The organism is Bradyrhizobium japonicum USDA 6, from assembly GCF_000284375.1.
GTDB classification, from domain to species: Bacteria; Pseudomonadota; Alphaproteobacteria; order Rhizobiales; family Xanthobacteraceae; genus Bradyrhizobium; species Bradyrhizobium japonicum.
In genome coordinates this window covers 8,841,735-8,865,205 of record NC_017249.1, presented here as the reverse complement: position 1 = coordinate 8,865,205, position 23,471 = coordinate 8,841,735, and the positions used below count along the sequence as shown (strand labels likewise).

Below are 23,471 nucleotides of genomic sequence, written 5' to 3'. Positions count from 1 at the left end.
GTGTTCACCTGTCCCGCTCGGGAACGTACTCCCAACGCCAATCCCCAACAATAGCCGGGATCGGAGCCACGATATGAGCCACATTCCGATTTCGGGGCGTGGCTCAACCAACTGCAAAGCCGTCATCGATCGGCACGGTGAACTGGAAGACGGCTCCGCGCGGTTCGTTTGCAGCCGCCCACAGCCTGCCGCCATGCGTCCCGATGATCGAACGGCATATCGACAGTCCGACACCAAGGCCGCCCGACTTGGTCGTGTAGAAGGGTTCGAACAGCCGCGCGAGGCCCTCCGCAGACAAGCCTGGTCCCGAATCCGTGATCGATACGCGTATGCTCTCGGCATCTGCTCTCGCGGTCTGGATCAACAGCTCGCGCTTGCCCTCCGTGGTCCCGCTCATCGCTTCGATGGCGTTCAGGATCAGGTTGAGCGCGACCTGCTGCAGCTCGACGCGATCGCCGATGACCTTGGGCAGACGATCCGCGAATACCGTTTGGATCGCGACATCGTTCCGTGCCGCTTCAGCCTGCGTGAGTTCGATGACTTGTCCGATGACGCTGTTGATCGCCAGGGAATCCCGTTTGGGCGGTGATTTCTTCACGAGATCCCGGATTCGCTCAATGACCTCGCTGGAGCGGATGCCGTTCTCGATGGCGCGTGTCAGCGCCCTGCGCGTCTGCTCCAGTGCCGGCGGTTGGTGATCGAGCCAGCTCAAGGCCGCTTGCGCGCTGGCGATGACGGCAGTGTTCGGCTGATTGACCTCGTGGGCGATCGACGCCGTCAGGTGTCCCATCACCGCCACGCGGTTGGCGTGGGCGAGCTCCATCTGAGCCTCACGGTAACGCTGCTCGCGCTCCTGAAGCTCCCGGTACAGACGAGCGTTGTCGAGCGACGTCGCGGCCTCGGATGCGATAAATTTGAGAAGGGCGACCTTTGCGGGCGTGAAGACACCCTTCGCAAGATTGTTCTCGAGATACAGCAGAGCGACCAGGCCGCCTTGCTTCGTGAGCGGAATGATCAGGACCGACCGGGCACTCTCGAGCTGAATGTACGGGTCCCCTCTGAACGTTCCACTTTCAGCGGCATCGTCGAGAATAACGCTCTCTTGCGTGCGAGCCGCGTACAGGACGAGCGACTCCGGGATTTCCATCCGGGAGATCGGGCGATCGCACAGATCGACGTTGATCGAAGCTCCCTGGGTCGTCGCCTCCGCCCGAATCCGTAGCGCCGCATCTCGCTGCAAAATCAGTATTCCTCGTTCCGCACCGGCATGCTCGATGGTCGTGCGCATCAGAATGTCGATCAGCTTATCGAGGACGATCTCTCCGGACACGGCCTCCGAGACTTTCAGAGCCGCCACGAGGTCCAGATGTTCGATCGGTGCGCCGATCGTATCAGTTGCAGCGACCACGGGTGCATTCTCCGCAAGCTGCGGATACATGTCGTCGATCTGGCGTACCTTGCCATCGGCTCCCCACCGGGAATAGGCGTCGCGCGCGTTCCGACGATATATGTCGGCGAACTCGCCATAATCGCGAGCCGCATAGAAGTTCGCAGCCAGTTCGTAGGCGAGACCCTCATCGGCAATGAGTCCGTTTGCGCGGGCCGAGCGAACTGCGCATTCGTAAAGGCGCATTGCATCGGAGTCGCGGCCCTCCAGCCGGGCGATTTCGGCGCCGACCAACGCCGCGCAGTGCGCGAAATTGTCCGGACAATTCTCCGCCCAGGCCTGGAGTTGCCGATGATGCCCGACAATCGTGTCGATTTGCCCTTGCCCGGCGGCGATCGCTTCCGGCACTGCAGCCAGAGAAAGCGCACTATAGAAGTAATACGAAGCGGCCTCCGCCGGAGTGAGCGGCGTCCATCGCCGCCGCTGCAGCTTCGACAGGATGCCGACCGCCGTTGCGTAGTCGCCCGCAAGAAAGCGCGCCCGAAGCTTGAGGATCCAGTAAATGCACTCTGCGCGCCACAAATTCGGATTGGCGGCAAAGTGCTGTTCGATCCGAAGCTCGTCGAACTGCTCGTCGTCGAAGCAACCGAATGTCGGGGTCAACCCGCGAAGCGTCCGGAACAGCCCGCGTTGCGCGGCGATGATGTCTTCGATGAACCCGAACCCCATCTTCCGGACGAAGGCGAGGCCAGTCTCGGCCTCGTTCAGAATCTCGACGAGTGGATCGCCGGCCTCGAAAAGATTGCCGTTCAGATTGCTGCAGCTGTAGGCCGCATAGGTAAGATCGCCGCTCCTGTGCGCGCTTTCGAAAGCGCGGCGAAGGAGATCGCGCGCGGCCCTGAAGTGTCTGGTCCACGGCACCACGTGCGCGCCGAATATCAGATAGGTCGCAGCCTGGAAGCGGCTTATTCCGCGCTGCTCGACCAATTCATAACCGAGCTCTCCGAAGCGGAAGCCGGATTTGTAGTCGCCGAATTGCAGGCCGGCCACCATTCCGAGCTGCACATAAGCAACGCACGACCCGTCGCTGTGGCCCCACTCGAGCCCAAGATTGACGGCCCTGCAGATCGTGAGGGAAAGCAGGTTCATATCCGTGAAGAGGGCGGGCGGCAGCAACTTTGTCAGGACATCCATCGTCGCAAGCGAGGCAGGGTCGCTCATCAAGGGCAGCTTGACGAGGTCTTCGATGCTGCGCTCCCCAATGCCCGTCCAGATAAGATCGTACTCGCGGCGCGCCTCCGCATCAGTCGGGTTGGGAGACCAGTGCACGCCTAGCTGCCGCAGGTACCCCAGGCCGACGTCGACAGCGCGGCTGGATTGACCGAGCGTTGTATAGACATCCATGCGCAGGCATGCGACGGCGGCCTGTTCGAGCGGGTTGGTCGCGCGCGTCGCCAGTGCAGTGAGGCGATCGTCCGCGACATCGGGTTGGCCGGTCAGGAACTCGCATGCGGCCCGATTGATTTCCAGTGCGAAGGCAAGCTCGTGCCGCCGCACCCAGCAATCGGCGCTCAAGAGCTCGCTTCCGGTGGAGAGATAGGCAAGCGCCGAGCTATACGCCGAGGATGCCTTGGCGCGTTGGCCGGCAATCAAGTTGAGCTCGGCGAGTTGCTCCCGCTCGCTCGGCGAGCCCACGAGGGACAGGCCGCGGTTGAGCTGATTGACGATATCGAAGATCGCCAATTCGCGCTGCCCCGGCGGTGTGCGTGCCACCAGGAGCCGGCCGATTCGCAAGTGCGACGCAGGCTTCTCGGACTCGGGAATAAGTGCGTAGGCGGCTTCCTGGACGCGGTCGTGCACGAACCTGCAGTGCCGGTCCTGACGCTCGACCAGCTCGAGACGCACCGCGTCGAAGAGATCCAGATCGACCTGCTGTTCCGACGCGCCGAGCATCAATGACAGAGTTGCGATCTCGGCGCTGCTGCCGAGGCATGCAAGCGTCTGCAAAGCCGTCCGCGTTTCTTCCGGCAGGCGGCTCAGCTTGTGGACCATCAAGTCAACGACGTTTTCGGTATAGCCTTTGGCATGGATGCGCGCGAGGTCCCACTGCCATTGGCCTGCCGCATGATCGAAGGCCAGCAACCGTTCTTCCGAGAGTGCGTGCAGGAACTGGATCAGGAAGAACGGATTGCCGCCGGTCTTCTCATGTATCAGTTGCGCCAATGGCGCGGCGCGGGCCGGCTCGGAGCGAAGCGCATCCACGATGAAACGCTCGACGTCGGCTCGAATGAGGGGGCCAGGCTGAGCGTCCGGACACGCGCGCCCGAATCGTGAATTGCGGCGAGCTTGCGCCTCAGCGGATGGTTGGCATCGATCTCATTGCTGCGATAAGCGCCGATCAGCAAGAGGTGTTGCAGGTCCGATCGGGTCAGCAGCTCCTCGAGCAGGTCGAGCGTCGCAGCATCCAGCCACTGCAAATCGTCGAGGAACAGCACAAGCGGCCGATCCGATTGCGCGAAGACGCCGATGAAGCGCTGCAGGACGAGTTTAAATCGTCGCAGGGCGTCTTGCGGTGAAGCATCCGGGACCGGCGGCTGATTGCCGATGATCAGTTTCAATTCTGGAACCAGATCGACCATGAGCTGGCCGTTGGGCGTCAATGCTTCGCAGATCGCTTCGCGCCACGATGCAAGTTCGGCGTCATTCTTGGCGAGGAGGCGACGGACGATGTTTTGAAAGGCCTGTGCGAGCGTCGCATAAGGGATGTCGCGCTTGTACTGATCGAATTTGCCCGAGGCGAAAAGGCCACCGAGCGGGACCAGGACCCTGTGCAATTCGTGGACTACGGCGGACTTGCCGATACCGGCATAGCCCGAGATCAAGACGAGCTCCGGCTTTCCGCTCCGGGCGACGCGGTCGAATGCGTCGAGCAAGGCCTCGATCTCATATTCCCTGCCGTAGAGCCGCTCGGGAATGAGGAGGCGGTCCGGTTGGTCCGCCTCACCGGGCGTAAAGCCGTCAATCCGGCCTTGCGCCAGCCATTCGGCAAGGCAGTGCTCAAGGTCGGTCTTGAGGCCGGCGGCGGTCTGGTAGCGGTCCTCAGCCGCCTTGGCGAGAAGCTTCATGATGATCGCCGACACGGCACGAGGCACGCCATCGACCCGTTTGGCTGGCGGAATGGCTCGTCTCGCGATGTGGCTGTGCACCCATTCCATCGGATTGGCCGCGGTGAACGGCAGTGCGCCCGTCAGCATCCGGTAGAACGTCACGCCGAGTGCGTACAGATCGCTGCGGGAATCGACGGACCGGTTCATGCGGCCGGTCTGCTCGGGTGCCATATAGGCCAGCGTGCCCGCGATGGTCTCCGGTGGCTCGAGCTGCTGTCGTTCGCGCGGCAGGCGAGATGCGAGCCCGAACCCGGTGATCCTGATCGCGCCCGCTGCGTCGACCAGGATGTTCGCCGGTTTCAGATCCTTGTGGATCAGGCCACGATGGTGGAGCTGGGCGATCGTTCCGGCAATGGCAGGAGCCAATCGCAAAAAGTGGTCTAGCTTCATCGGCGCTCCGAGCAGCCGCTCGAGCGGCTCGCTGTCGGGGTCTTCCAATATCAGCAAGGCACGATCGCCATCGCGGATCAGCTCCAGCGGCCGTACGGCCCAGGTTCGATCGAGCTCGTTGCGCAAGGCGTATTCGTGAGCGAACCGGTCGTGGAGCGCGGGCGGATGTTCCGCCGCGGCTCTTACGGTCAAGACATTGTTGAAATTGCCATCGGCGCCCCGGCGCCATTCGCGGCAAAAGACGCGCTCGCCGTCGTCCCACAGGATCTCGAGACCGGCATCTCCGTTCGTGGGGATCGGCGAGGACACATTCATCTGCCGGACTCCGGAACTGACCGGCCGCCCTGTGGAGAAGGCACGCCACCGTCCAATCGCCCCCTCATCACCCTAATCCTCGAAAAGGTCCCCCACAACAGCACTCATCAGAACGAACCCGCCGGCTTCACGCTGCTCGCTCCTCTGGCCCCCAATATTCGAAGAGGCCGCCACAATGGTTACAGGCAGATTTGATTTTGATCGGGAACTCCGGGTGCCGGGAACTCTTCCGTGAGCCGCAGATTCCCTGGCTTGAGCGGAAGGAATCGCGGGAGTCTTCCAAAGGTCGCTCAGCGTGGACAGCGTCAAGGGTCCATAAGCCGTCGTCGCAAACCTACGCTCACGCAGATCATCGGCAACGACCTCGCCGATGTAGCCGAGCAGCCACCGCCGTCACAAGGGGGCGACGTTGATCCTGCTCTTCCAGTGCCGACCGGCGCTATTACATCGCTTCCTGTCGAACAATCCCGTTCTGAGCCGGTGATACGTCGGCTGCTGCCCGGAGAAGGTCCCGCTTGAGCAGATAGACGGAAGCCGCGAGCAGTACGACATCCTTCATGAGGAAGAGGAATGGCAACGTGGCCGCAGGAAAGCCGCCGGCCGGCGCGGCCCAGGCATCGGGGAAAAACGGAATGATCGTCACGGTGGCGACATAGGTCGCGCATGAGCCCAGCGACCCCAGGACCGCCAGTCTCCTGCTCCAGAAGCCGAGCAGAAGAAGAAATCCAAACAGCAATTCCGCTGAACCCAGGAAGTAGGCCGCGCCGCGCACGCCAAACACCGGATACAGCCAGAAGATCAGCGGACCATTGCTGATGAACGGGATCAACGCGTGCGCCTCGTAGTCGAACCATTTCTGGCAGCTGAAGACGAAGAAGACGATGATCATCGCCACACGCGTTGCATGGTAGTCAAAATCGCCTCTGACCAGATCGAGCTCGGACAGTTTCTTTATGAGATGGTCCATCTGATGTCGTTTCATCCTCGAGGTCGCGGATTGGCGGCAAGGCGGCGTCGACGTCTGTCGTGATCCGAACGGTAGCCAAGCTTCGAGGGGTGCGCTGTGCGCGGATTATCGTGCATTTTTCAAACTTGCGCTGTTCAGCCGCAGGCGGCGGGGATCGGCGTGGCCTGACATCGCGTCGCCGTTGGTGGCTCGCCCTTGGCGTCGCAAACCCATACCAAAGTATGGGTCTGTGCATCACAATCGCGAGATTGTAGGAGGCACCCGCCGAACGCATGCTCGAGGCCGACATGCGCAACCGATCATGGCGCAGCTACTGGATTTTCCTCAGTTGGGGAGACCGAACATGTGCCTCTCGCGAACAAGCATCGAACGTCATGACAGCAGCCGTCTGGTCAACCGGGGAGCGGCTTGCGCTTCAATCGCCTCTGTTGCGATCGCGTTTCGATGATGATCGCGTCTTGCGAGGGTAAGTCAGGTGAAGGTCCCTTTCGTAGGAGTCGTCGATGACGACGAGGCCCTGTGCCTGTCTTTGGTGGATCTGATGCGATCGATCGGCTACCGCTCCGAGCCGTTTGACAGGGCCGAAGCGCTGCTGAGCTACGTCGACCGGTTCAGCTTCGACTGCATCATTGCCGACGTTCACATGCCTGGAATGGGCGGGCTGAACCTCGTTCGCGAGCTCCAGCAGCAGAAGGTCGGGGCGCCGGTGATTCTCATTACCGCGCTTCCTCACAGGCAGCTGGACGCCGAAGCGGCCTCGATCGGCGCATTCTGCCTTCTCAGAAAGCCGTTCGAAACGAGCGCTCTGCTTGAGTGTCTCGACAGGAGCCTTCGAAGATGAAAGCGCTCTCGGGTGACGACATCACGTCCTCTAGCGCGCCGCAATCGTCTGGCGGCGACGAGCCCGCGCGTGCACGCCCCCGCGGGAATACGGTTTCGCCGCGACATGATCGCCGGAAGGCGGCCCGTTGGGAGAGATGGAACGATTGTTCGGAGCGATGGGGCCGGCTCTTGCTTGCGGCGCGGGCAGGGGATGAAGACGCATATGAGCGATTGCTGCGGGAGCTGGATCTGTGGCTTCGGGCCTACTACGCGCGCCGGCTTCCCTATCCCGCCGCCGACGATGCGAGGCAGGAGGTGCTCCTGGCCATTCACGCGAAACGCCACACGTTTGCGGCCTCGAAGCCCTTCGGCGCCTGGGTCACGGCGATTGCCCGCTACAAATGGGTCGATCGCGTGCGCGATGCGTCTCGCTACAGCGCGCTCGCGCTCGACGAAGACATCGCGATCGAGGATCACGAAGGTGCCGCGATCAGCGCTGCTGCGCTGGACCAGCTGCTTGGCCGGTTGAAGCCTGCGCAGGAGAGCGTGATCCGCCTCGTGAAGCTCAACGGTCTGAGCATCGCGCGAGCGGCCGGTGCGACCGGACAGTCGGCGGCCCTGGTCAAGATCAATATCCATCGCGGCCTGAAGAAATTGTCGACATTGGTCTCCTGATGTCATTGCGGCCGCCGGCCGGGCCGACCGAGACGTCGTGCGAAGGAAAGCCGAAATTGCTTCAACTCCAGAACGAAATGCGATCCGCGGTGGCGGACCTGACGGCGGCGTTCCGCTATGACATCATGGAAGGGCTGAGCCTCGCGCCAAAGGCAATTCCGGCGAGATGGCTTTATGACCGCCGCGGATCGGCTCTGTTTGAAGCCATCACGCTGCTGCCCGAATACTACCCGACTCGAACCGAGCGATCGATCCTTGCGTCCGCAGTATCGGAAATCGCCGCGCTCGCGGGGCCGGGCCGCGCAGTCATAGAATTCGGCTCAGGCTCATCGGCAAAGACGCGACTGTTGCTGGCGGAGACGGAGCCTTCCGCCTATGTGCCGATCGACATCTCGGGCGAGTTCCTCCGGGAGGTTGCGGCAGGCTTGTCGCATGCATTCCCGGGGCTGCCGATCTATCCAACCGAGGCCGATTTCACCTGTCCCTTTGCGCTGCCGGACGAGATTGCCTCAACTGCTCGCCTCGGCTTCTTTCCGGGGTCGACGATCGGAAACCTGACGGTGCCTGCGGCGGTCGACCTGTTGCGGGCCATGGCGGCGACGCTGGGTGCCGGATCGATGCTGCTGATCGGCATCGATCGTATCAAGGATCAGGAGGTTCTGCTGCCGGCATATGACGACACGCAAGGGCTGACGGCCGCATTCAATCTCAACCTCCTGCATCGGATCAACCGCGAGCTGGGCGGCTCGATTCCCCTGGGCGCGTTTCGCCATTTGGCGCGCTGGAATGATGCGGAGGCGCGTATCGAGATGCATTTGGAAGCCACGCGCGACGTCCGCTTCGAGGTCGTCGGTCGCGTCTTCTCGTTGTCGAAGGGCGAGACCATCCACACGGAGAACAGCCTCAAATACGGGCGGAGGGATGCCTTCGTCCTGCTGCAGGCCGGTGGGTGGAATCCCGTCGCCGATTGGACCGACGACAGAGGGCTCTTCTCGGTCATTCTCGCGGAGCAAAGGCCCGCGCCGGCGGCACCCTAGGATGAATCGGCGCGCAGACGGAATCATTCCAACAATATCGCCTCAATCGGCGCAATCCACGAACAGCGAGGCCCGTACATATGCTGCATAATGTGCGCGTCATCACGGCAATCAACTGCGTTGAGGCGCGACCATGCAACTCCGTTCATCCCTCATCCTGAGCTTCGCCGCCATTCCTCTAACCGCCCTGGCAGATCCGCTCCCGGCGCCGTCGCCGAAAGCGCCGAGCCCGGCCGAGAGCGTCCAGGTGCAGCCGCGCGGCAATGAATTCATGCCGAATTCACTTGCTGAGGATGCGTTGCAGAAGCGCATTACCGACTTCAACCGGAAACTGGAAGGTCTGGACGCAGATCTCGACAAGAAGCTGAAAATCTGCCGCGGGTGTTGATCGATATCCGTTTCAACAAACAGCGATAGGTCCGCACATGAGGCACACTGTCACCGGTTCGTTCCACGACGACGGAAGCGGGTGCGCGCACTTTGAGCGGATCGCCCCGATCCGGGATGACGAGGTCGAGCTTGTCGTTAGAGAATTGCAGCATCGCATGCGCAATATCCTCAGCGTCGTTCTGTGCTTCGTGAACAACACCGATGCGAATACGACCGCCGATTTTCGCGAGGCGCTTTCGGCACGGATCGCGACCCTGTCCGACGCCTACAGGATGATCGAATCCGCGGGAGAGCAGCGCGTGTCTCTCGCGGCGATGCTGGAGCGAACGCTCAAGCCGCATGCGATGTTTCACAAGGGCCGCATTCTGCTCGCGGGGCCGGACCTCACGTTGGAACCGCACATCGCCTTGGCGCTGCACGTCATCATTCACGAGCTGGCGACCAACGCGAGCAAGTACGGCGCGCTGACATCGACGGCAGGAGCCGTCGATGTGATCTGGGAGAGCTCGCCCTATTTCGGCGGACAAGGTCTTGCGATCCAGTGGCGCGAGCGCGGCGGGCCGATTGTGACCAAGCCCGAACGCCGAGGCTTTGGCACGCAACTGATCGCAAGGGCCCTGCCGGGCGCACAGGTCGATCTCGACTTCGCACGCGACGGTCTTGTGTGCCGGCTTCTAATCGATCTCGGTCAGACGCCGACCACGCAAGGGCCTGTCAGTTAGGACCAGGAGGATCGACACCATGAGTACATTGGCGAGTGAGCAGCGCAAATCGTTCGCAAGCAGGATATCGGGACTGCTTGCGGGAGACCTGGATTACCACATCGTCCGGGCGTCGATGGTGATCCTGTTTTTCTTCTTCGGCTACCAGAAATGGTGGGCGTACGAGGCGGATCGCCTGGACCCGTTCATCAGCAACGGTCCGCTGATCTGGTGGCTCTATCCCGCTTTCGGCCATCAAGGTGCCAGCTGGTTCCTCGGCGTCGCCGAATGGACCTTTGGTGCCCTGATATTCGCGGGCTTCTGGAGCAAGCGGCTCGGCATTCTGGGCGCCCTTGGATCTACCGGCACCTTCATCGCAACAGTCACGATCATTCCGTTCATGCCGGACGGTTGGGACGCCGCTGCGGGTGGCTTTCCGGCGATGACGGGCAACGTTCCGTTCCTGATGAAGGATGTCGTGCTGCTTGCGGTATCGTTGTATCTTCTGAAGCAGGACGCGGCGCGTGTCCTGCGACTTGGGGCTTGAGATACACTGCAAGGCAGATGCAGATCATGGCCAGCGCGAGCATGGGATAGTGCAACGAGACGGCCGCCGCGGCGAGGAAGCCGAGCAGGGTGGTCAAGGATCGCATGCGCATCACCATGCGCGCCTGGCCCGGGATCGCCTCGATCGCCGGCCGGTCGACGGATTCCCAGCACAGCAACAGATAGGTCGCGTTCACCAGGGCGAATACGCCGGCATAGACAGTTACGGGCAGCGGCGCGAGCCTTGAGCTCGCGATCCAGGCCGTCGAGAACGGCAGCAGCGATACGGAAAACAGATGGGCGAAGTTTCCCCAGATCAGTCGGGGCGTCGCCGCGCTTGCATAGTGCAGAAGATGGTGATGGTTCACCCAGACGATGGCGATGAAGAGATAGCTGACTGCGTAGCCGATGACGGTCGGCCAGAGTTCGAACAGAGCATCGAGGCTCGGAGCATGCGGCGGGCGCAGGTCCAGGGCGAGAATTGTAATAACGACTGCAAAAACGGCATCCGAGAGGGCATTCAGGCGTTCTGTCTTCGGAGAGTCCGCGGTCATCATTCCTATTTCCTTGCCGATGCAGGCCTGCGCGGCAGTGTCTCGACGCTCCGACTGGGCCTGAACAGCAAGCGCGTCATGCCAACGGCCAGCGGGGCGCGATGCCGCCGCTCCGCACTTTCGTGGACATTCGGAGCAACCGTCGCATCGGTTACATCTGCTTCGAAAAGAATCGTGGCAATGCGCAACGACGTGCATGGCGCGGGCTCGTGAACCGTGGCTCTCTGCAACCAAACTTGGCAACGTTCGCAAGTACCGTTACATGTTGCGGCGTACTGAACGCGCTCTCGTCCCACTCCTCGATACGCAAGCGGCGGGGTGATGCGTCGAGACGTCCGGAAATGATTGTCACGACGAGACATCTCGGTATGAGGCTTGATAACGAGACGCACGAACTCGATCTGGTCGCAAAGGCGTTTCAGATTATCTCGAGAGAAATCAGCTATCAGGGATTGGCCAAGGCTCTCCTCATGGAGGCGCTGAGCTACTCCGGGGCCAGTCGGGGGCGATCCTGCTCAGCGGGCAAAGAGAGCTGCTTGCCAAGGCCGATGCGAGCTTCCCGCGCGAGAGGGCGAACTTCCTTGCCTCCTTCCCGCCGCATGCCGAATTTCGCCTGCCGGGCGACCTTGCCGAACAGGTGCTCGATCGAAAGCAAACGGTCGTGAGGCAAGCCGGCGCGGAGAGCTCGGCACTGATCGATCCCGCGAACGCGCCGTCTGGAAAGATAGCGCAGCTGTGCCTGCCGTTGATTCACCAGCACTGGGCGATCGGCGTTCTCTATCTCGAAGCGGATGGGGATGCGGAGATCTTCACGCCGCGATGCGTCTGGGTGACATCCATGCTGGCCAATCAGGCCGCCGTCTCATTCGAATCCGTCCGCCTTTTCGAAGCGCTGCGCGAGACCAATATGTGGATGGTCAGAGGTCAGCAGATCGGCGGGATGGGCAGCTATCGCTGGAACACGCGCACGCTGCTCTCGCGCGGATCGCGCGAATGTTACCGTATTCTGGATATCGACCTGGACGTGAACCCGGTGCCCTTCGAGGTGTTCAGGAGCCGGGTCCACCCCGAGGATTATCCCGCGCTGGAGCAGGCCCTCACCGAGGCGATCAGCACGAAGTCGCCCTTCACCCACGAGTACCGCGTGGTCCACCGGGACGGCAAGACGTTGCATGTCGTGGCCGTTGGGCAATTCGATGAGGGGCCCACGGGAGACCTTGAGCTGGAAGGCATCATCACGGACGTCTCGCAACGGAAGGCGGCGGAGCAGGCTCTCGCCGACGCACGAAACGAGCTTGCGCGGGCGACGGGGCTGACGTCCCTTGGCGAGCTCGCCGGCTCGATCATTCACGAGATCGATCAGCCGCTGACGGGCATGATCATGAGCGCGGAAGCTTGCCTCCGGTGGCTCGCCAGGGATCCCGTTCAAGCCGCGGAGGCCCGGAAATCGGCCGCGCGCATCATCAGGCAGGCACGTCGAGCCGCGGAGGTTGTGACCGGGGTCCGCTCTCTCGTGCGGGGCACGCAGGTCCATTTTGCCGAGTTCGATATCAACGATGCGGTTGCGGAGGTTCTGCTTCTGTCGAAAAGGGAAATCGAGCGCGCGGGGGTCGTCGTCCGTACCGACTTCGATCGATCATCGCCGCGTGTCGAAGCAGACCGTGTCCAGGTCCAGCAGGTCGCCCTCAATCTCGTGCGCAACGCGATCGAGGCCATGGCGGGGGTCGAGGACGGGAACCGCATTTTGGCCCTCTCTTCGGGGGTCGCCGATGGTATGATTTCCGTGGCAATCGCGGATACGGGGGCGGCATCAGCCCGGCCGATAGAGAGCGGGTCTTCGAGACGCTCTATACGACGAAGGGAGCGGGACTCGGTCTGGGACTGTCGATCTGCCGCAAGATAGTGAAACTCCACGGAGGACAGCTATGGGTGGAAGAAAACGGGAGGTGCGGAGCGAAGTTCACCTTCGCTCTCCCGCTTCGCCAGGCGGTTCAGACGTCGGAAAGCCGGTAGACATGCCTCCCTCCGGCGTTGTTCATATCGTCGACGATGACCGCGCGGTTCGCGAGTCCCTTGGCGACCTGCTCGAGTCCCTGCACTACAAAGTCGCCTTGTACGGATCTGCTTCGGATTTCCTCAAGGTTGAACTGTCGGACGCGCCTGCGTGTCTGGTGCTCGATGTCAGATTGCCCGGCACGAGCGGCCTGGAGCTGCAGGAGTACCTGACGAAAATCAATGTCGGAATCCCGGTGATCCTGATGACCGCCTTTGGCGACATTCCCATGTCGGTCAGAGGCATGAAGCTGGGGCGGTCGATTTTCTCACCAAGCCGATACGGGATCAGGATCTTCTCGATGCGATCACTGCCGCGATCCGAAAGGACATCGATCGGCGCGACGACAACGCGCACCTTGCGCAGTTGCAGGAGAGGTTCGCACTCCTGACCACGCGCGAGCGGCAAGTGATGACGCTGGTGGCATCCGGTCTGATGAACAAGCAGGTCGCCAGCGAGCTTTCGATCAGCGAAGCGACAGTCAAGATGCATCGTGGCAGCGTGATGCGGAAGCTCGGGGCAAAGACCGCGGCAATGCTCGTTCGAATGGCAGAAGCGCTCCAACTCCAGGGCTGAGGCTTCGCCTCGGGGACTGGCATCTCGTGCTGAATCACTTCGGCGCCGTCCCTGTACGCGACCCATACCTAAGTATGGGCCGGAACAGCACAAGCGTGAGATTGCTCGGCAGGGCGATGAAAAGCATGTTGTCCCTGTGCGGTGCTGCCAGCCGGCGATGGCAGCGCGCCTTGACCGGAGAGGTAACGCCACGTGCAGCTTGCGGCTTCAACGCCCGTATCCAGGCGACCAGGGCATCTCCTCCGTGCAGAAATTCGTTGACGATCGGACGCGGCCATCCGGAGCACAGAACAGGGCGACGACGATGGGGATGTACGTATCAAATTCGAGTGAGAGCACGCCAAGGATGGCGGTCTCCGCTTCGCCAATCCGGCCGGTCGACGAGACGCTGTCGTCCAGGCCGTCAGACGCGGCGCTTCATCCGACGGTCAGCATAACGCCTTCCGAGCCGGTGAAGCGCCTTGGGATCGGCTGGCGCTGGTGGTTTTCGGAGAGCGTTCACCTCCCGGTCGGCAACCGGATTGAATTTCGCTTTCAGGGATCGAGACATCTCCTGGCGCTGTACAACGAGGGGGCACGGAAAAGCGGTGAGACCTCCATCGATGGCCTCTGCTCGTCGAAGCTGCGAGGTTCCGAGCACAGGCTGACCTTCGTCCCGGCGGGACGCGCCTATCGGGAATGGCATGAGGCTGCCTCGTCTGCGCAGGTGACCTTCCTCTATTTCGATCCCGCCGCGCTTCACAAGTCCGACGAGGGCGCTGCCGGGCTCGCGCCGAGAATATACTTCGAGGATCCGCTGGTCTGGGAGACCGCCTCCAAATTGAAGAAGGCGATCGAGAGCGCGGAGACGAATTGCGCGCCCTACCTCGAAGCGCTCTGCGGCGTGCTCGCCCACGAGCTTTCCAGATCTGATCACGATCTTGTTCGCGAGCCGGCAGCGGTCAGTCGTGGAGGTCTCGCAGGTTGGCAGAAGCGTGTCGTGGTCGAGTACGTCGAGGGGCATCTGGGAGAACAGGTCTGCCTCCTGAAGCTCGCCGAGCTCGCCAGGCTCAGCGTTCACCACTTCTGCCGTGCTTTCAAGAAGTCGTTCGGAATTCCCGCCTACCAGTATCAGGTGCAGCGACGCATGGAGTTCGCCAAGCTGCGGCTGGCGGATCGCGCGGTATCGATTACGGACATCGCACTCAGCCTGGGCTATGCGCAAACGAGCTCCTTCAGCTCCGCCTTTCGCAAGGCGACGGGTTGGACTCCTACGGACTATCGCAGGGAGTTCGAATGAATAGATCCGAGGGGCGATAGATCGGGCAGAGCAGGCGACAGGCAGTCTCGTACGGGCAGAAATCCCCGGGGAACCTGTAACCGGATCGCCCCGAGCCACGAAATGTCCAGGCGAGACCGCCTCGGATCGGCCGCCATCGGATCATTGATTTCACCGGGCGCAACAGGTGTCGAGGGAGGGACCACAGATGACGAGCATTCGATACCGCAAGGCGGACGTGGACGGACTCAACGTATTTTACCGGGAGGCCGGCCGTGCTGACGCGCCCGCCTTGCTGCTGCTGCACGGATTTCCGACGGCTGGCCACATGTTCCGCGATTTGATCCCGGTGCTCTCGGATCGCTTCCGACTGGTGGCGCCGGATTTGCCCGGGTTCGGCCAGTCCGACATGCCGGCTCGCGAGAGCTTTGCCTATACGTTCGCCGCGTTGGCGCAGGTGATCGAACGATTTACGGAAGTCATCGGACTTGCTCGTTTCTCGCTCTACGTCTTCGACTATGGCGCGCCGACGGGCTTTCGGATGGCCCTTCGACATCCTGAACGCATCGTTTCCATCATCTCGCAGAATGGCAACGCCTATGAGGAGGGATTGAGCGAAGGCTGGAGCCCGATCCGGGCTTACTGGCAAGATGCATCGCAAGCGAATCGCGCAGTGCTGCGATCGTTCCTTTCGCCGGAGACGACGGTCTGGCAATACACCCACGGGGTGCCTGACGCCTCCCTGATCTCCCCTGACGGATACACGCTCGACAACCATTATCTCGAGCGTCCTGGCGCGGACGAGATCCAGCTCGATCTCTTCGGCGACTACAGGACGAACGTCGCCATGTATCCGGAATTCCAGGCCTACTTCCGCAAGCACAAGCCGCCCTTCCTGGCGGTCTGGGGCGAGAACGATCCCTTTTTCCTGCCGGCGGGCGCGAAGGCGTTTCAGCGCGACATGCTGGGTGCCGAAGTGCGCTTCTTCGACACAGGGCACTTTGCGCTCGAGACTCATGCGCGGGAGATCGCGGCGGCGATCGGCGATTTTCTTGGCCAGCTGAATTCGAATGGGTAACGGTCACTTCCCTCGCCGCGAAAAACATCAGGAGAGCCGTCATGCGCGCTATCGTTCTTGAAAAATTCGGCGGTTTGGACAGCCTCGTCTATCGGGACGTTCCGGAGCCGGAGCCGCAGCCTGGTCATGCCGTCATCGAGGTCAAGGGATTCGGTATCAATCATGCGGAAATGCACATGCGCCGGGGCGAATGGGCCGAAGCGGCGCCGATCAGCGGTATCGAATGCGTCGGTCTCGTCAAGTCGTGCCCGGGCGGAGAATTTCCCGTGGGCGCCAAGGTGGCCGCATTGATGGGCGGTCTCGGCCGGACCATCAACGGCAGCTATGCCGAATACACGCGCGCGCCGGTCTCGAACGTCGCATCGGTCGATGCGGATTTGCCCTGGGCCGAGCTCGCAGCGATACCCGAAACCTTCGCGACGGCATGGACCTGTCTCTTTCGAAATCTCGACCTCGAGAAAGGTCAGCTTCTCGTCATCCGGGGGGCGACCTCCTCGTTCGGTCAGGCCGCGCTCAAGCTCGCGGTCAATGCCGGCGCGCGCGTCATCGCGACGACGCGCAGCCGGGAGCGCTTTGCCATGCTGGAGAAGCTCGGAGCCGCGCGGTGCGAAATCGAACGGCGCGATCTCTCAAAGCATCTGCCCGAGGCGAAGCAGGTCGACGCGGTTCTGGACCTCGTCGGCAACAGCGTCGTGCTCGACTCCCTCGCCATGCTTCGCCGGGGCGGCCGCTCCTGTCTCGCCGGCTGGCTCGGCGGGCTTGATCCGATTCCGGATTTCAATCCGCTGCTGCAGATGCCGAGCGGCGTCTATCTGACCTTCTTCGGCAGCTTCGTGTTCGGCACGCCCGGGTTTCCGCTCTCCGACGTGCCGCTGCGGGAAATCGCCGCCGACGCCGCGACCGGCCGGCTGGACGTCAAGCCAGCGCGGGTCTTTCGCTTCGACGAAATTCGTGAGGCGCACGGCATCATGGAGGCGAACGAGGCGGTCGGAAAGATGGTCGTCGTTCGCGACTGATACTTACAAGCTTGGTATTTGGGAGGGGTCACATGTCGAAATCAGTCGCGATCGTGACGGGGGCGAGCCAGGGGATCGGCAGGGCGACCGCAGTACGCCTGGCGCGCGATTTCTCGGCGCTTGCCCTGGTCGCGCGAAACCGCGCCAATCTCGAAGACACCGCAAAGGCGGTCAGGGCCGCCGGCGCCGAGGTGCTGGTGATCGATGCCGATCTGGCCGAACCGCGTGCTGCTCAATCGGTCGTCGACCAGACCTTGGCGGCGTTCGGCCGGATCGATGCCCTGCTCAATATCGCAGGCGCGGTACCTCAGGTCGATCTGTTCGAGACGACAGAGGCACAGTGGGACGCCGGACTGGCGTTGAAGCTGCATGGCGCCCGGCGGCTCACGATCGCCGCCTGGCCGTCGCTCATGGCCGCGAAGGGGGCGGTGGTGTTGATGTCGGGAAACTCGGCCTCTTTCCCCAAGGCGCCCTATGCCGCGGTCGGCACGATCAACGCTGCAATCGTCGCCTTGGCAAAGGCGTTCTCCGACAAGGGAATCAGCGATGGCGTCCAGGTCAACAGCGTCCTGCCGGGGCCGGTGATGACGGGCCGCCGCCGCACCTATCTCGAGCACTGGGCGCCCCTGCACAACATGACCGTCACGGAAGCTACGGCGAAATTTCCCAAGGACGCAGGGATCACGCGTTACGGCGAGCCGGAAGAGATTGCCGAGTTGATGGCCTTCCTCGTATCGCCCGGCGCGCGCTGGATGACCGGCTCGGCGTTGCGGATGGACGGCGGCGAGGTGAAGTCGATATAATCGGTTTTCACCCGAAGGCCACCCGCGGAAGTGAGCCACTTGCAAAAGCGTTCGATGCGCGCAAGCATGGAGTAAGGGCTCTTTCGCTCTTCGCGAGCGCCGAGGAATAGCGACCAAACCGTCATGCAATTTGACACCAAGATCGCGGTCGTGGTCCGCACCGACCTTGAGCCGTGGCAGAAGCTGAATGTGGCCTCTTTCCTCGCCAGCGGGATCGCGGCGGCTTTCCCGGCTTGCATCGGCGATCCCTACGAAGACGGCTCGGGGACGAAATATCTGCCGTTGATCGGCCAGCCCATCCTGATCTATGGCGCCGACCGCGCGGCGCTGTCACGCGCGCTCGATCGCGCGCTGACGCGCGGAGTGACGCCGGGGCTCTATACCGAGGACATGTTCAAGACCGCTCACGACGCCGCCAACCGCGAAGTCGTGAAGGCAGTTTCCCGCACAGAGCTGAATCTGGTTGGGATTTCCATGCGCGCCGAGCGCAAGGTGATCGACAAGATCGTCGACGGATTGAAGTTTCACAGCTGACGCTTCCCGATCTGCCCCGGCCGGCCGTTTCAGTCTTTGCCTGATCTGGCTCTGAGGAGCTCGTCGCGGCGCCTGATCAGAATCTCGAGCCGCGCGGCCTGATCGTCAATTCGCTGGCCGACAAGCTCTTCGCTCATCGCGACGACATGTGAGGCGGACTGTTCAATCAGCTCGCGAAGCTTCGCCGCCGTGGCGGCAATCTGGCACTCGATCTCAGCGAGGTGGATGTCTTCACCGTGCATGGCGGGTCTTTGATTTCGGAGTTTGGCGGGCGGTCGGGCGCGGCATTCAGAAGTACAGGTGCCGGGCACCGTGCATTTCAAGGACACATCCCCTCTGAGTGCGCGTCGCCCTCATCAGATCGCTTCCGCAATCCGCGCACTTGACGAGCGCCTCCACGTGCCCGCCGTCGACGGCCAGAGCGCCAAGGCAGGACACGGTGTTGCATGCCGCACATCGAATCTTTGTCAAGGTGATGTCGAAGGCAAAGGCTTCTTGAAGCAAGTGTGTACCGGGATCACCGCCAAGAATGAGGTCGGCGATGTTGTCTGCCATGGCGATCATGCTCCTGTTGGTCCGAAACGCTCGGTTCTTATGGCGAGAGGGTCGAAGCCGAGCTTCACGAGCATGCTCGAGATGCCTTCGACAAACCCGGTGGGACCGCAGATGAAGAACGTGGGATTCTGCTCGCGCGTAAAGCTGCTCTCTGCGAGCAGAGCCTCGTTGACCCGTCCCCGATGTCCGTTCCAGTCGCTCGGATGCTCGCGGGTGAGCGCATAGACCAGTCGCAGGTCGCGATCGCCGTGAGCCATCGTATCGAGTTCATCCCGGTACACGACGTCGGCAAGGCTGCGTGCCGAATAGATCAATGATGCCGGTATGGGTGCGAGCGACCTCCTGCGGTGGCGCAACATGGCCATCAGCGGGGTAATCCCGGTGCCGCCCGCGACCAGGCAGATCGGTCCGCCGCGCGTTTGGCTCCAGATGAAATGCCGTCCAATGGGCCCCCGAAATTCGAGAGCGTCGCCAACCCGCAATTCGTCGAGGAGATAGGACGACACCTCGCCGTCCTCGACCCGTTCCACCGTGAGAGTGAGCAGTTCTTCTTCCGGAGGCGATGCGATCGAGTAGCTTCGTTCGGCCTGATAGCCGTCATCGGCGGTGAGACGTATGTCGACGTGCTGGCCGGGCCAGTGCCCGGACCAGTTGGCCGGCTGCAGGATGATGCTCTTCACCCGGCTTGTTTCGGCGACGATGGCCTGTACGCGACCGGTCTGCCACGCGATCTTGCGCTGCTGCAGAGGCGTATCAGTCGCCGTCATAACGTTGCTCCCGCCAGGGATCGCCATAGTTGTGATAACCACGCGATTCCCAGAACCCGGGCTCGTCCTTGGGCATGAAGCGGAGCCTTCGCAGCCACTTTGCGCTCTTCCAGAAGTAAAGATGCGGCACCAGAAGTCGCGCGGGGCCGCCGTGCGCCGGGGCGAGCGGCAGACCCTCGTAGCGGGTCGCGATCATCGCCTTTCCCGCGACCAGGTCGGCCACCGGAAGGTTCGTCGTGTATCCGCCGTCGCAATGCGCCATGACATAGGCGTCCGGCGGCTCGCTCAGCCCGACCACCTTGAGAAGATTGTCGAAGCTGACGCCCTGCCAGACCGTGCTGAGCTTCGTCCATTTGGTGACGCAGTGAATGTCGACCGTGATCGTGGTCTGGGGCAGTGCCTCGAATTCGTCCCAGGTCCATTTCCCCAGCAACGACCCGCCGAGTTGAAGCGCAATCTTCCAGTCGGCGACACGGATATCCGGCGTGGGGCCGGCGGACAGCACCGGGAAGTCGGTCGTCAGATACTGGCCCGGCGGCAGCCGCACGGCTTCGGGTGCCTGTCGCTTGGATTTGAAGCCGCGAGAAACGGGAGGTCGGTCCATGGAAGCGTGCCCTTGTGCGGTGACGCGCAGGATGTCCCAACGCGCGTCGGCGTAACCTGCAGCCCACGTCAGCGCACATGAACCTTGAGCGATGCGTTGTCGATGGCCGTCGCGGCGAATGCATCAAGATTGCGAAAGACGAAGCAATCACGGCTGCGCAGGCAGGAACTGTTTCAATGTCAAATGCGGCTTCGTTCTGAAGTGGTTCAGAAGGAGGAGACGATGTCGAGCGTGAGCCTGCCCTTGCATTCCGACGAACTCGCGTACCTCACCGCGCAGGAACTGGCAGCTCGCATCCGGCGGCGCGATCTGTCGCCGGTTGACGTGGTCGATGCGTTCATCCGGCGGATCGAAGCGCGCAACCCGAGCCTGAATGCGCTGGTTTATCTCGATTTCGACGGCGCCCGCACGAGAGCGAAGGAGGCCGAGCGCGCATTGGTCGCCGGCGAGCAGTGGGGACCGCTGCATGGCATCCCGTCGGCGCTCAAGGATCTGTTCGACTTCAAGCCGGGCTGGCCTGCGAGCCTGGGCGGCATCCGCGCGCTCAAGCACCACGTCGTGAACGGGTACTGCGTGTTCTGCGAGCGCATGGAAAAGCGTGGGGGCGCGGTGTTCCTTGGGAAGACCAACAGCCCTCTGATGGGATTCCGAGGCACTTGCGACAATTACCTGTTCGGTCCCACGCGCAACCCGTTCAATCTTGCCAAGAACACGGGCGGCTCGTCCGGAGGAAGCGCCGCGGCGGTCGCCGATGGACTGCTACCCATTGCAGAAGGTACGGATGCCGGCGGCTCGATACGAATCCCCTCCGCCTGGTGTGGAGTGTATGGCTACAAGGCGTCGTTCGGACGCGTGCCGTTTCTCGTGCGTCCCAACGCGTTCGGCGTGGCCGACTCTCCGTTCCTGTTCGAAGGACCCATCACGCGGACGGTCGAAGATGCCGCCATCGCCCTGAACGTACTCGCCGGTCCTGATCCGCGAGATCCCTTCAGCCTGATCGAGCCGCCCGTCGATTTCACCGCGGCGACCCGTCGTTCGATCCGGGGCCTCAAGATTGCCTATAGTCCGGACCTGGACGTCTTTCCGGTCGACGGAAAAGTCGCGGCGACGGTCCGCCGCGCGGTACAGGCGTTCGAGGAAGCCGGCGCTCACGTGGAGGAGGTGAAGCTCGGCATCGTCCGCTCGCAACGGGAGCTGAGCGACGTCTGGTCGCGTCTCTACATGCTTCTGAACCTGCAGGCGATCGAGAACATGAAGCGCGACGGCATCGATCTGTTCGGCAAGCATCGCGACGACTTTCCACCTGAATACATGGATTGGGTCGAGAAGACCAATCGCATGTCGGGGCTCGATTTCTTCCGCGACCAGGCCGTCCGGTCGGAGGTCTACGATGCCTTTCAGAACGTCCTTGAAGGATTCGATCTGTTGGTCACGCCGACCGTCGCGTGCCCGCCGGTCGACAACGCCAGCGACGGCAACACGGTCGGACCGAAGTCGATCAATGGTGTCGAGATAGATCCTCTGATCGGATGGGCCCTGACCTACTTCGTCAACTTTACCGGCCATCCGGCGGCCTCGATTCCGGCAGGTCTGTCCGACGGGCTTCCGGTCGGGATGCAAATCATAGGTCGGCGAAACGCCGACTTCGACGTGCTGGCCGCGAGCGCGGCTTTCGAGCGGCTTCGCCCCTGGCAGGACAATTACCGGATCTGTCGCGAGCGTCCGCTGAGAGCAGCCCCGCTTTCAGACCTCACCCGCTGACCTCGCACCCACTCGGTCGTCTCCTTCGCCGTCCGCGCCGCGATCGCGGTGCCGATAGGGCTGCGTGTCCTGCTTCGAGCATGAATGCCTACACCGATCGCGAGTTTGGAACGGAATGCATCAAGATGGCCAAAGCGGAAGCAATCCCCAGCGCGCAGGATCTTCCACGACTGGCTAAGTCCTCTCTCGACAGGTCAATCGTGCCGGCGCCTCGCGCGTTCGGCCGCAGTCGCGGGAGAAGACAATGCGCGTGAGAGTCCAGGCAGCAGCGGCGGTCATCGTAGGCAGCGCGGTCGCAACGATCCTGTTCTTCGGATCGCTCAAGGATAGCAATGCCCAGAGCAATACGCGCTATCTGCCGGAATACACCGCGGACGGGCAGTTGCTCCTGCCGAAGAATTTCCACGAGTGGGTCTATGTCGGCTCGCCGCTGACGCCGAATGCCCTCAACGGCGGACAGGCGAACTTCCCGGAATTCCACAACGTCTATATCGAGCCGGGCTCGTACGCGATCTACAAGAAGACCGGCGAATTCCCCGAGGGGACGATCCTGTTCAAGGAGCTGCAGTTGACGTTGCCGCAGGAGAACGCCGACGGCTCGCGAACGGAAGCGTCGGGGCGTGGCTACTTCCCGGGCAAGTGGAACGGCGCCGACGTGACCGTCAAGGACTCGAAGCGCTTCGCCGACACCAACGGGTGGGGCTATTTCAACTTCAATCACCACGAACCGAAGGCGCCGATGGCCAAGGTGAAGTCGAAGGACGAGTGCGCCTACTGCCATATCGCCAACGCCAAGAAGGATGAGGTCTGGACCCAGTTCTATCCGCTGCTGGACAACAAGGACGCGCGGTGACCGCGTAATCGGCGGAAGATCGGCATGAAAATCCTCAAAGCCGCTTGCGTCGCCATCATCGTGATCCTTGGGATCGCGGCCGCGGTCACGCAGTCACAGCTGCGGGCGAACGCGGCGGATGGTGTTTCGACCGGTGCGAGTGTCGCCGACCGCGACGGACATCTGCACGTACCCGATGATTATCGTACGACCTATCAGCTCCTCGGAAGCTGGGCGATTGCGGCAGGCGACACTCACGGTTCGAAGGAGCTTCACGTCGTGTACGCCTCGCCTGGAGTGATCGACGCCTATCGGAAGGACAAGCGCTTCCCGGACGGTGCGGTGCTGGTCAAGGAAGTGTTCAAGGCGGCAACCTCTGAAATGACGACCGGCACCGTCAGCCGCGCCGATGCTTTGAAGGGATGGTTCGTGATGGTGAAGGACACCGCGAACCGTCACCCGGAGAGCGCGTTATGGGGCGACGGCTGGGGATGGTCCTGGTTCGACGCGGGCGATCGCTCGAAAACGACGACGACGAATTACAGGGCCCAATGCCAGGCATGCCATGTGCCCGTGCGGGCGTCCGACTGGGTTTACATCGATGGATACCCTCCGTTGAAGCCATAGCGATGGTGCAGGTCACCGAAAGTCATTCGATTTACCAAAGCCAATCATCAAAGGAG

The 23,471-nt window shown here is 62.2% G+C and carries 21 protein-coding genes and 3 pseudogenes; 17 read left to right on the top strand and 7 right to left on the bottom strand.

Translation table 11 applies throughout. The annotated features are described in order from the left end of the window. Positions 1–103: 103 nt before the first annotated feature. A pseudogene (locus tag BJ6T_RS40810) lies at positions 104–5,259 on the bottom strand (trifunctional serine/threonine-protein kinase/ATP-binding protein/sensor histidine kinase). A gap of 442 nt (positions 5,260–5,701) precedes the next feature. Beyond that, positions 5,702–6,226, bottom strand: coding sequence for a YkgB family protein (locus BJ6T_RS40800; RefSeq protein ID WP_014498367.1), 525 nt, complete (start codon positions 6,224–6,226; stop codon positions 5,702–5,704). A 475-nt stretch (positions 6,227–6,701) separates the two neighbouring features. On the opposite strand from BJ6T_RS40800, the gene BJ6T_RS40795 reads away from it, so the two are divergent. From BJ6T_RS40795 to BJ6T_RS40770, 6 genes are all read left to right on the top strand, one after another. After that, on the top strand, positions 6,702–7,067 hold the full coding sequence (locus tag BJ6T_RS40795; RefSeq protein ID WP_014498366.1) for a response regulator transcription factor: 366 nt from the start codon (positions 6,702–6,704) through the stop codon (positions 7,065–7,067). Positions 7,068–7,279: 212 nt separating this feature from the next. Continuing rightward, a complete protein-coding gene (locus BJ6T_RS40790) occupies positions 7,280–7,723 on the top strand; it encodes a sigma-70 family RNA polymerase sigma factor (RefSeq protein ID WP_223153778.1) in 444 nt (147 codons plus the stop codon). Continuing rightward, complete coding sequence (gene egtD / locus BJ6T_RS40785) at positions 7,723–8,760, top strand: L-histidine N(alpha)-methyltransferase (RefSeq protein ID WP_310473400.1); 1,038 nt, start codon at positions 7,723–7,725, stop codon at positions 8,758–8,760. Before BJ6T_RS40790 ends, egtD begins: the two co-directional genes overlap by 1 nt. A 133-nt stretch (positions 8,761–8,893) precedes the next feature. Continuing rightward, positions 8,894–9,148 (top strand): hypothetical protein, encoded by a 255-nt coding sequence (locus BJ6T_RS40780; RefSeq protein ID WP_014498363.1) that lies wholly within the window; start codon positions 8,894–8,896, stop codon positions 9,146–9,148. A gap of 37 nt (positions 9,149–9,185) precedes the next feature. Further along, complete coding sequence (locus tag BJ6T_RS40775; protein ID WP_014498362.1) at positions 9,186–9,872, top strand: sensor histidine kinase; 687 nt, start codon at positions 9,186–9,188, stop codon at positions 9,870–9,872. Between the two features lie 19 nt (positions 9,873–9,891). Next, the gene (locus BJ6T_RS40770; protein WP_014498361.1) at positions 9,892–10,398 is read left to right on the top strand and encodes a YkgB family protein; all 507 of its coding nucleotides are present in this window, start codon (positions 9,892–9,894) and stop codon (positions 10,396–10,398) included. A 283-nt stretch (positions 10,399–10,681) separates the two neighbouring features. On the opposite strand, the pseudogene BJ6T_RS49035 reads toward BJ6T_RS40770, so the two are convergent. Next, positions 10,682–10,951: pseudogene (locus tag BJ6T_RS49035) on the bottom strand (TMEM175 family protein); the annotation flags it as partial. Positions 10,952–11,612: 661 nt separating this feature from the next. Between BJ6T_RS49035 and BJ6T_RS40765 the strand changes: the two are divergent. The 8 genes and pseudogenes from BJ6T_RS40765 (at position 11,613) to BJ6T_RS40730 (ending at position 18,269) form a co-directional block, all read left to right on the top strand. Beyond that, positions 11,613–12,854, top strand: coding sequence for a PAS domain-containing protein (locus tag BJ6T_RS40765; protein WP_144038034.1), 1,242 nt, complete (start codon positions 11,613–11,615; stop codon positions 12,852–12,854). Further along, complete coding sequence (locus BJ6T_RS49815) at positions 12,761–12,964, top strand: ATP-binding protein (RefSeq protein ID WP_430644625.1); 204 nt, start codon at positions 12,761–12,763, stop codon at positions 12,962–12,964. Before BJ6T_RS40765 ends, BJ6T_RS49815 begins: the two co-directional genes overlap by 94 nt. 2 nt (positions 12,965–12,966) lie before the next feature. After that, positions 12,967–13,580 (top strand): annotated as a pseudogene (locus BJ6T_RS40760) (response regulator transcription factor). Positions 13,581–13,926: 346 nt separating this feature from the next. Continuing rightward, positions 13,927–14,859, top strand: a complete 933-nt coding sequence (locus BJ6T_RS40750; RefSeq protein WP_014498355.1) for a helix-turn-helix transcriptional regulator — start codon at positions 13,927–13,929, stop codon at positions 14,857–14,859. 187 nt (positions 14,860–15,046) lie between these two features. Next, positions 15,047–15,916, top strand: coding sequence for an alpha/beta fold hydrolase (locus tag BJ6T_RS40745; RefSeq protein ID WP_014498354.1), 870 nt, complete (start codon positions 15,047–15,049; stop codon positions 15,914–15,916). A 41-nt stretch (positions 15,917–15,957) separates the two neighbouring features. Further along, positions 15,958–16,932, top strand: coding sequence for a zinc-binding alcohol dehydrogenase family protein (locus BJ6T_RS40740; protein ID WP_014498353.1), 975 nt, complete (start codon positions 15,958–15,960; stop codon positions 16,930–16,932). A 32-nt stretch (positions 16,933–16,964) separates the two neighbouring features. After that, positions 16,965–17,735, top strand: coding sequence for an SDR family oxidoreductase (locus BJ6T_RS40735; RefSeq protein WP_014498352.1), 771 nt, complete (start codon positions 16,965–16,967; stop codon positions 17,733–17,735). 123 nt (positions 17,736–17,858) lie between these two features. After that, positions 17,859–18,269, top strand: coding sequence for a DUF2000 family protein (locus tag BJ6T_RS40730; protein ID WP_014498350.1), 411 nt, complete (start codon positions 17,859–17,861; stop codon positions 18,267–18,269). A gap of 29 nt (positions 18,270–18,298) precedes the next feature. On the opposite strand, the gene BJ6T_RS40725 is transcribed toward BJ6T_RS40730, so the two are convergent. Genes BJ6T_RS40725 through BJ6T_RS40710 form a run of 4 tightly spaced genes read right to left on the bottom strand, consistent with a single transcriptional unit; the run spans position 18,299 to position 20,195 of the window. After that, complete coding sequence (locus BJ6T_RS40725; RefSeq protein ID WP_144038033.1) at positions 18,299–18,592, bottom strand: hypothetical protein; 294 nt, start codon at positions 18,590–18,592, stop codon at positions 18,299–18,301. Next, entirely contained in the window at positions 18,558–18,824 is a 267-nt protein-coding gene (locus tag BJ6T_RS40720) for a DUF6510 family protein (RefSeq protein ID WP_225895044.1), read from the bottom strand. Before BJ6T_RS40720 ends, BJ6T_RS40725 begins: the two co-directional genes overlap by 35 nt. Positions 18,825–18,829: 5 nt before the next feature. Beyond that, the gene (locus BJ6T_RS40715; protein ID WP_197538869.1) at positions 18,830–19,618 is read right to left on the bottom strand and encodes a ferredoxin reductase; all 789 of its coding nucleotides are present in this window, start codon (positions 19,616–19,618) and stop codon (positions 18,830–18,832) included. Continuing rightward, entirely contained in the window at positions 19,578–20,195 is a 618-nt protein-coding gene (locus BJ6T_RS40710) for a sulfite oxidase-like oxidoreductase (protein ID WP_014498346.1), read from the bottom strand. Before BJ6T_RS40710 ends, BJ6T_RS40715 begins: the two co-directional genes overlap by 41 nt. Positions 20,196–20,417: 222 nt before the next feature. Between BJ6T_RS40710 and BJ6T_RS40705 the strand changes: the two genes are divergently transcribed. The 3 genes from BJ6T_RS40705 to BJ6T_RS40695 all read left to right on the top strand — a co-directional run bounded on the left by BJ6T_RS40705 (position 20,418) and on the right by BJ6T_RS40695 (position 23,415). Further along, on the top strand, positions 20,418–21,956 hold the full coding sequence (locus BJ6T_RS40705) for an amidase (protein WP_014498345.1): 1,539 nt from the start codon (positions 20,418–20,420) through the stop codon (positions 21,954–21,956). A 244-nt stretch (positions 21,957–22,200) separates the two neighbouring features. Further along, positions 22,201–22,809 (top strand): cytochrome P460 family protein, encoded by a 609-nt coding sequence (locus tag BJ6T_RS40700; RefSeq protein ID WP_014498344.1) that lies wholly within the window; start codon positions 22,201–22,203, stop codon positions 22,807–22,809. A gap of 24 nt (positions 22,810–22,833) precedes the next feature. Continuing rightward, a complete protein-coding gene (locus tag BJ6T_RS40695) occupies positions 22,834–23,415 on the top strand; it encodes a cytochrome P460 family protein (RefSeq protein WP_014498343.1) in 582 nt (193 codons plus the stop codon). Positions 23,416–23,471 lie beyond the last annotated feature (56 nt).

Coding starts and splice junctions, on each gene's coding strand:
- BJ6T_RS40800 (WP_014498367.1), bottom strand. CDS start 6,226: ATGGACCATCTCATAAAGAAACTGTCCGAGCTCGATCTGGTCAGAGGC.
- egtD (WP_310473400.1), top strand. CDS start 7,723: ATGTCATTGCGGCCGCCGGCCGGGCCGACCGAGACGTCGTGCGAAGGA.
- BJ6T_RS40780 (WP_014498363.1), top strand. CDS start 8,894: ATGCAACTCCGTTCATCCCTCATCCTGAGCTTCGCCGCCATTCCTCTA.
- BJ6T_RS40775 (WP_014498362.1), top strand. CDS start 9,186: ATGAGGCACACTGTCACCGGTTCGTTCCACGACGACGGAAGCGGGTGC.
- BJ6T_RS40770 (WP_014498361.1), top strand. CDS start 9,892: ATGAGTACATTGGCGAGTGAGCAGCGCAAATCGTTCGCAAGCAGGATA.
- BJ6T_RS40750 (WP_014498355.1), top strand. CDS start 13,927: ATGGCGGTCTCCGCTTCGCCAATCCGGCCGGTCGACGAGACGCTGTCG.
- BJ6T_RS40745 (WP_014498354.1), top strand. CDS start 15,047: ATGACGAGCATTCGATACCGCAAGGCGGACGTGGACGGACTCAACGTA.
- BJ6T_RS40740 (WP_014498353.1), top strand. CDS start 15,958: ATGCGCGCTATCGTTCTTGAAAAATTCGGCGGTTTGGACAGCCTCGTC.
- BJ6T_RS40735 (WP_014498352.1), top strand. CDS start 16,965: ATGTCGAAATCAGTCGCGATCGTGACGGGGGCGAGCCAGGGGATCGGC.
- BJ6T_RS40730 (WP_014498350.1), top strand. CDS start 17,859: ATGCAATTTGACACCAAGATCGCGGTCGTGGTCCGCACCGACCTTGAG.
- BJ6T_RS40720 (WP_225895044.1), bottom strand. CDS start 18,824: ATGGCAGACAACATCGCCGACCTCATTCTTGGCGGTGATCCCGGTACA.
- BJ6T_RS40715 (WP_197538869.1), bottom strand. CDS start 19,618: ATGGCGATCCCTGGCGGGAGCAACGTTATGACGGCGACTGATACGCCT.
- BJ6T_RS40710 (WP_014498346.1), bottom strand. CDS start 20,195: ATGGACCGACCTCCCGTTTCTCGCGGCTTCAAATCCAAGCGACAGGCA.
- BJ6T_RS40705 (WP_014498345.1), top strand. CDS start 20,418: ATGTCGAGCGTGAGCCTGCCCTTGCATTCCGACGAACTCGCGTACCTC.
- BJ6T_RS40700 (WP_014498344.1), top strand. CDS start 22,201: ATGCGCGTGAGAGTCCAGGCAGCAGCGGCGGTCATCGTAGGCAGCGCG.
- BJ6T_RS40695 (WP_014498343.1), top strand. CDS start 22,834: ATGAAAATCCTCAAAGCCGCTTGCGTCGCCATCATCGTGATCCTTGGG.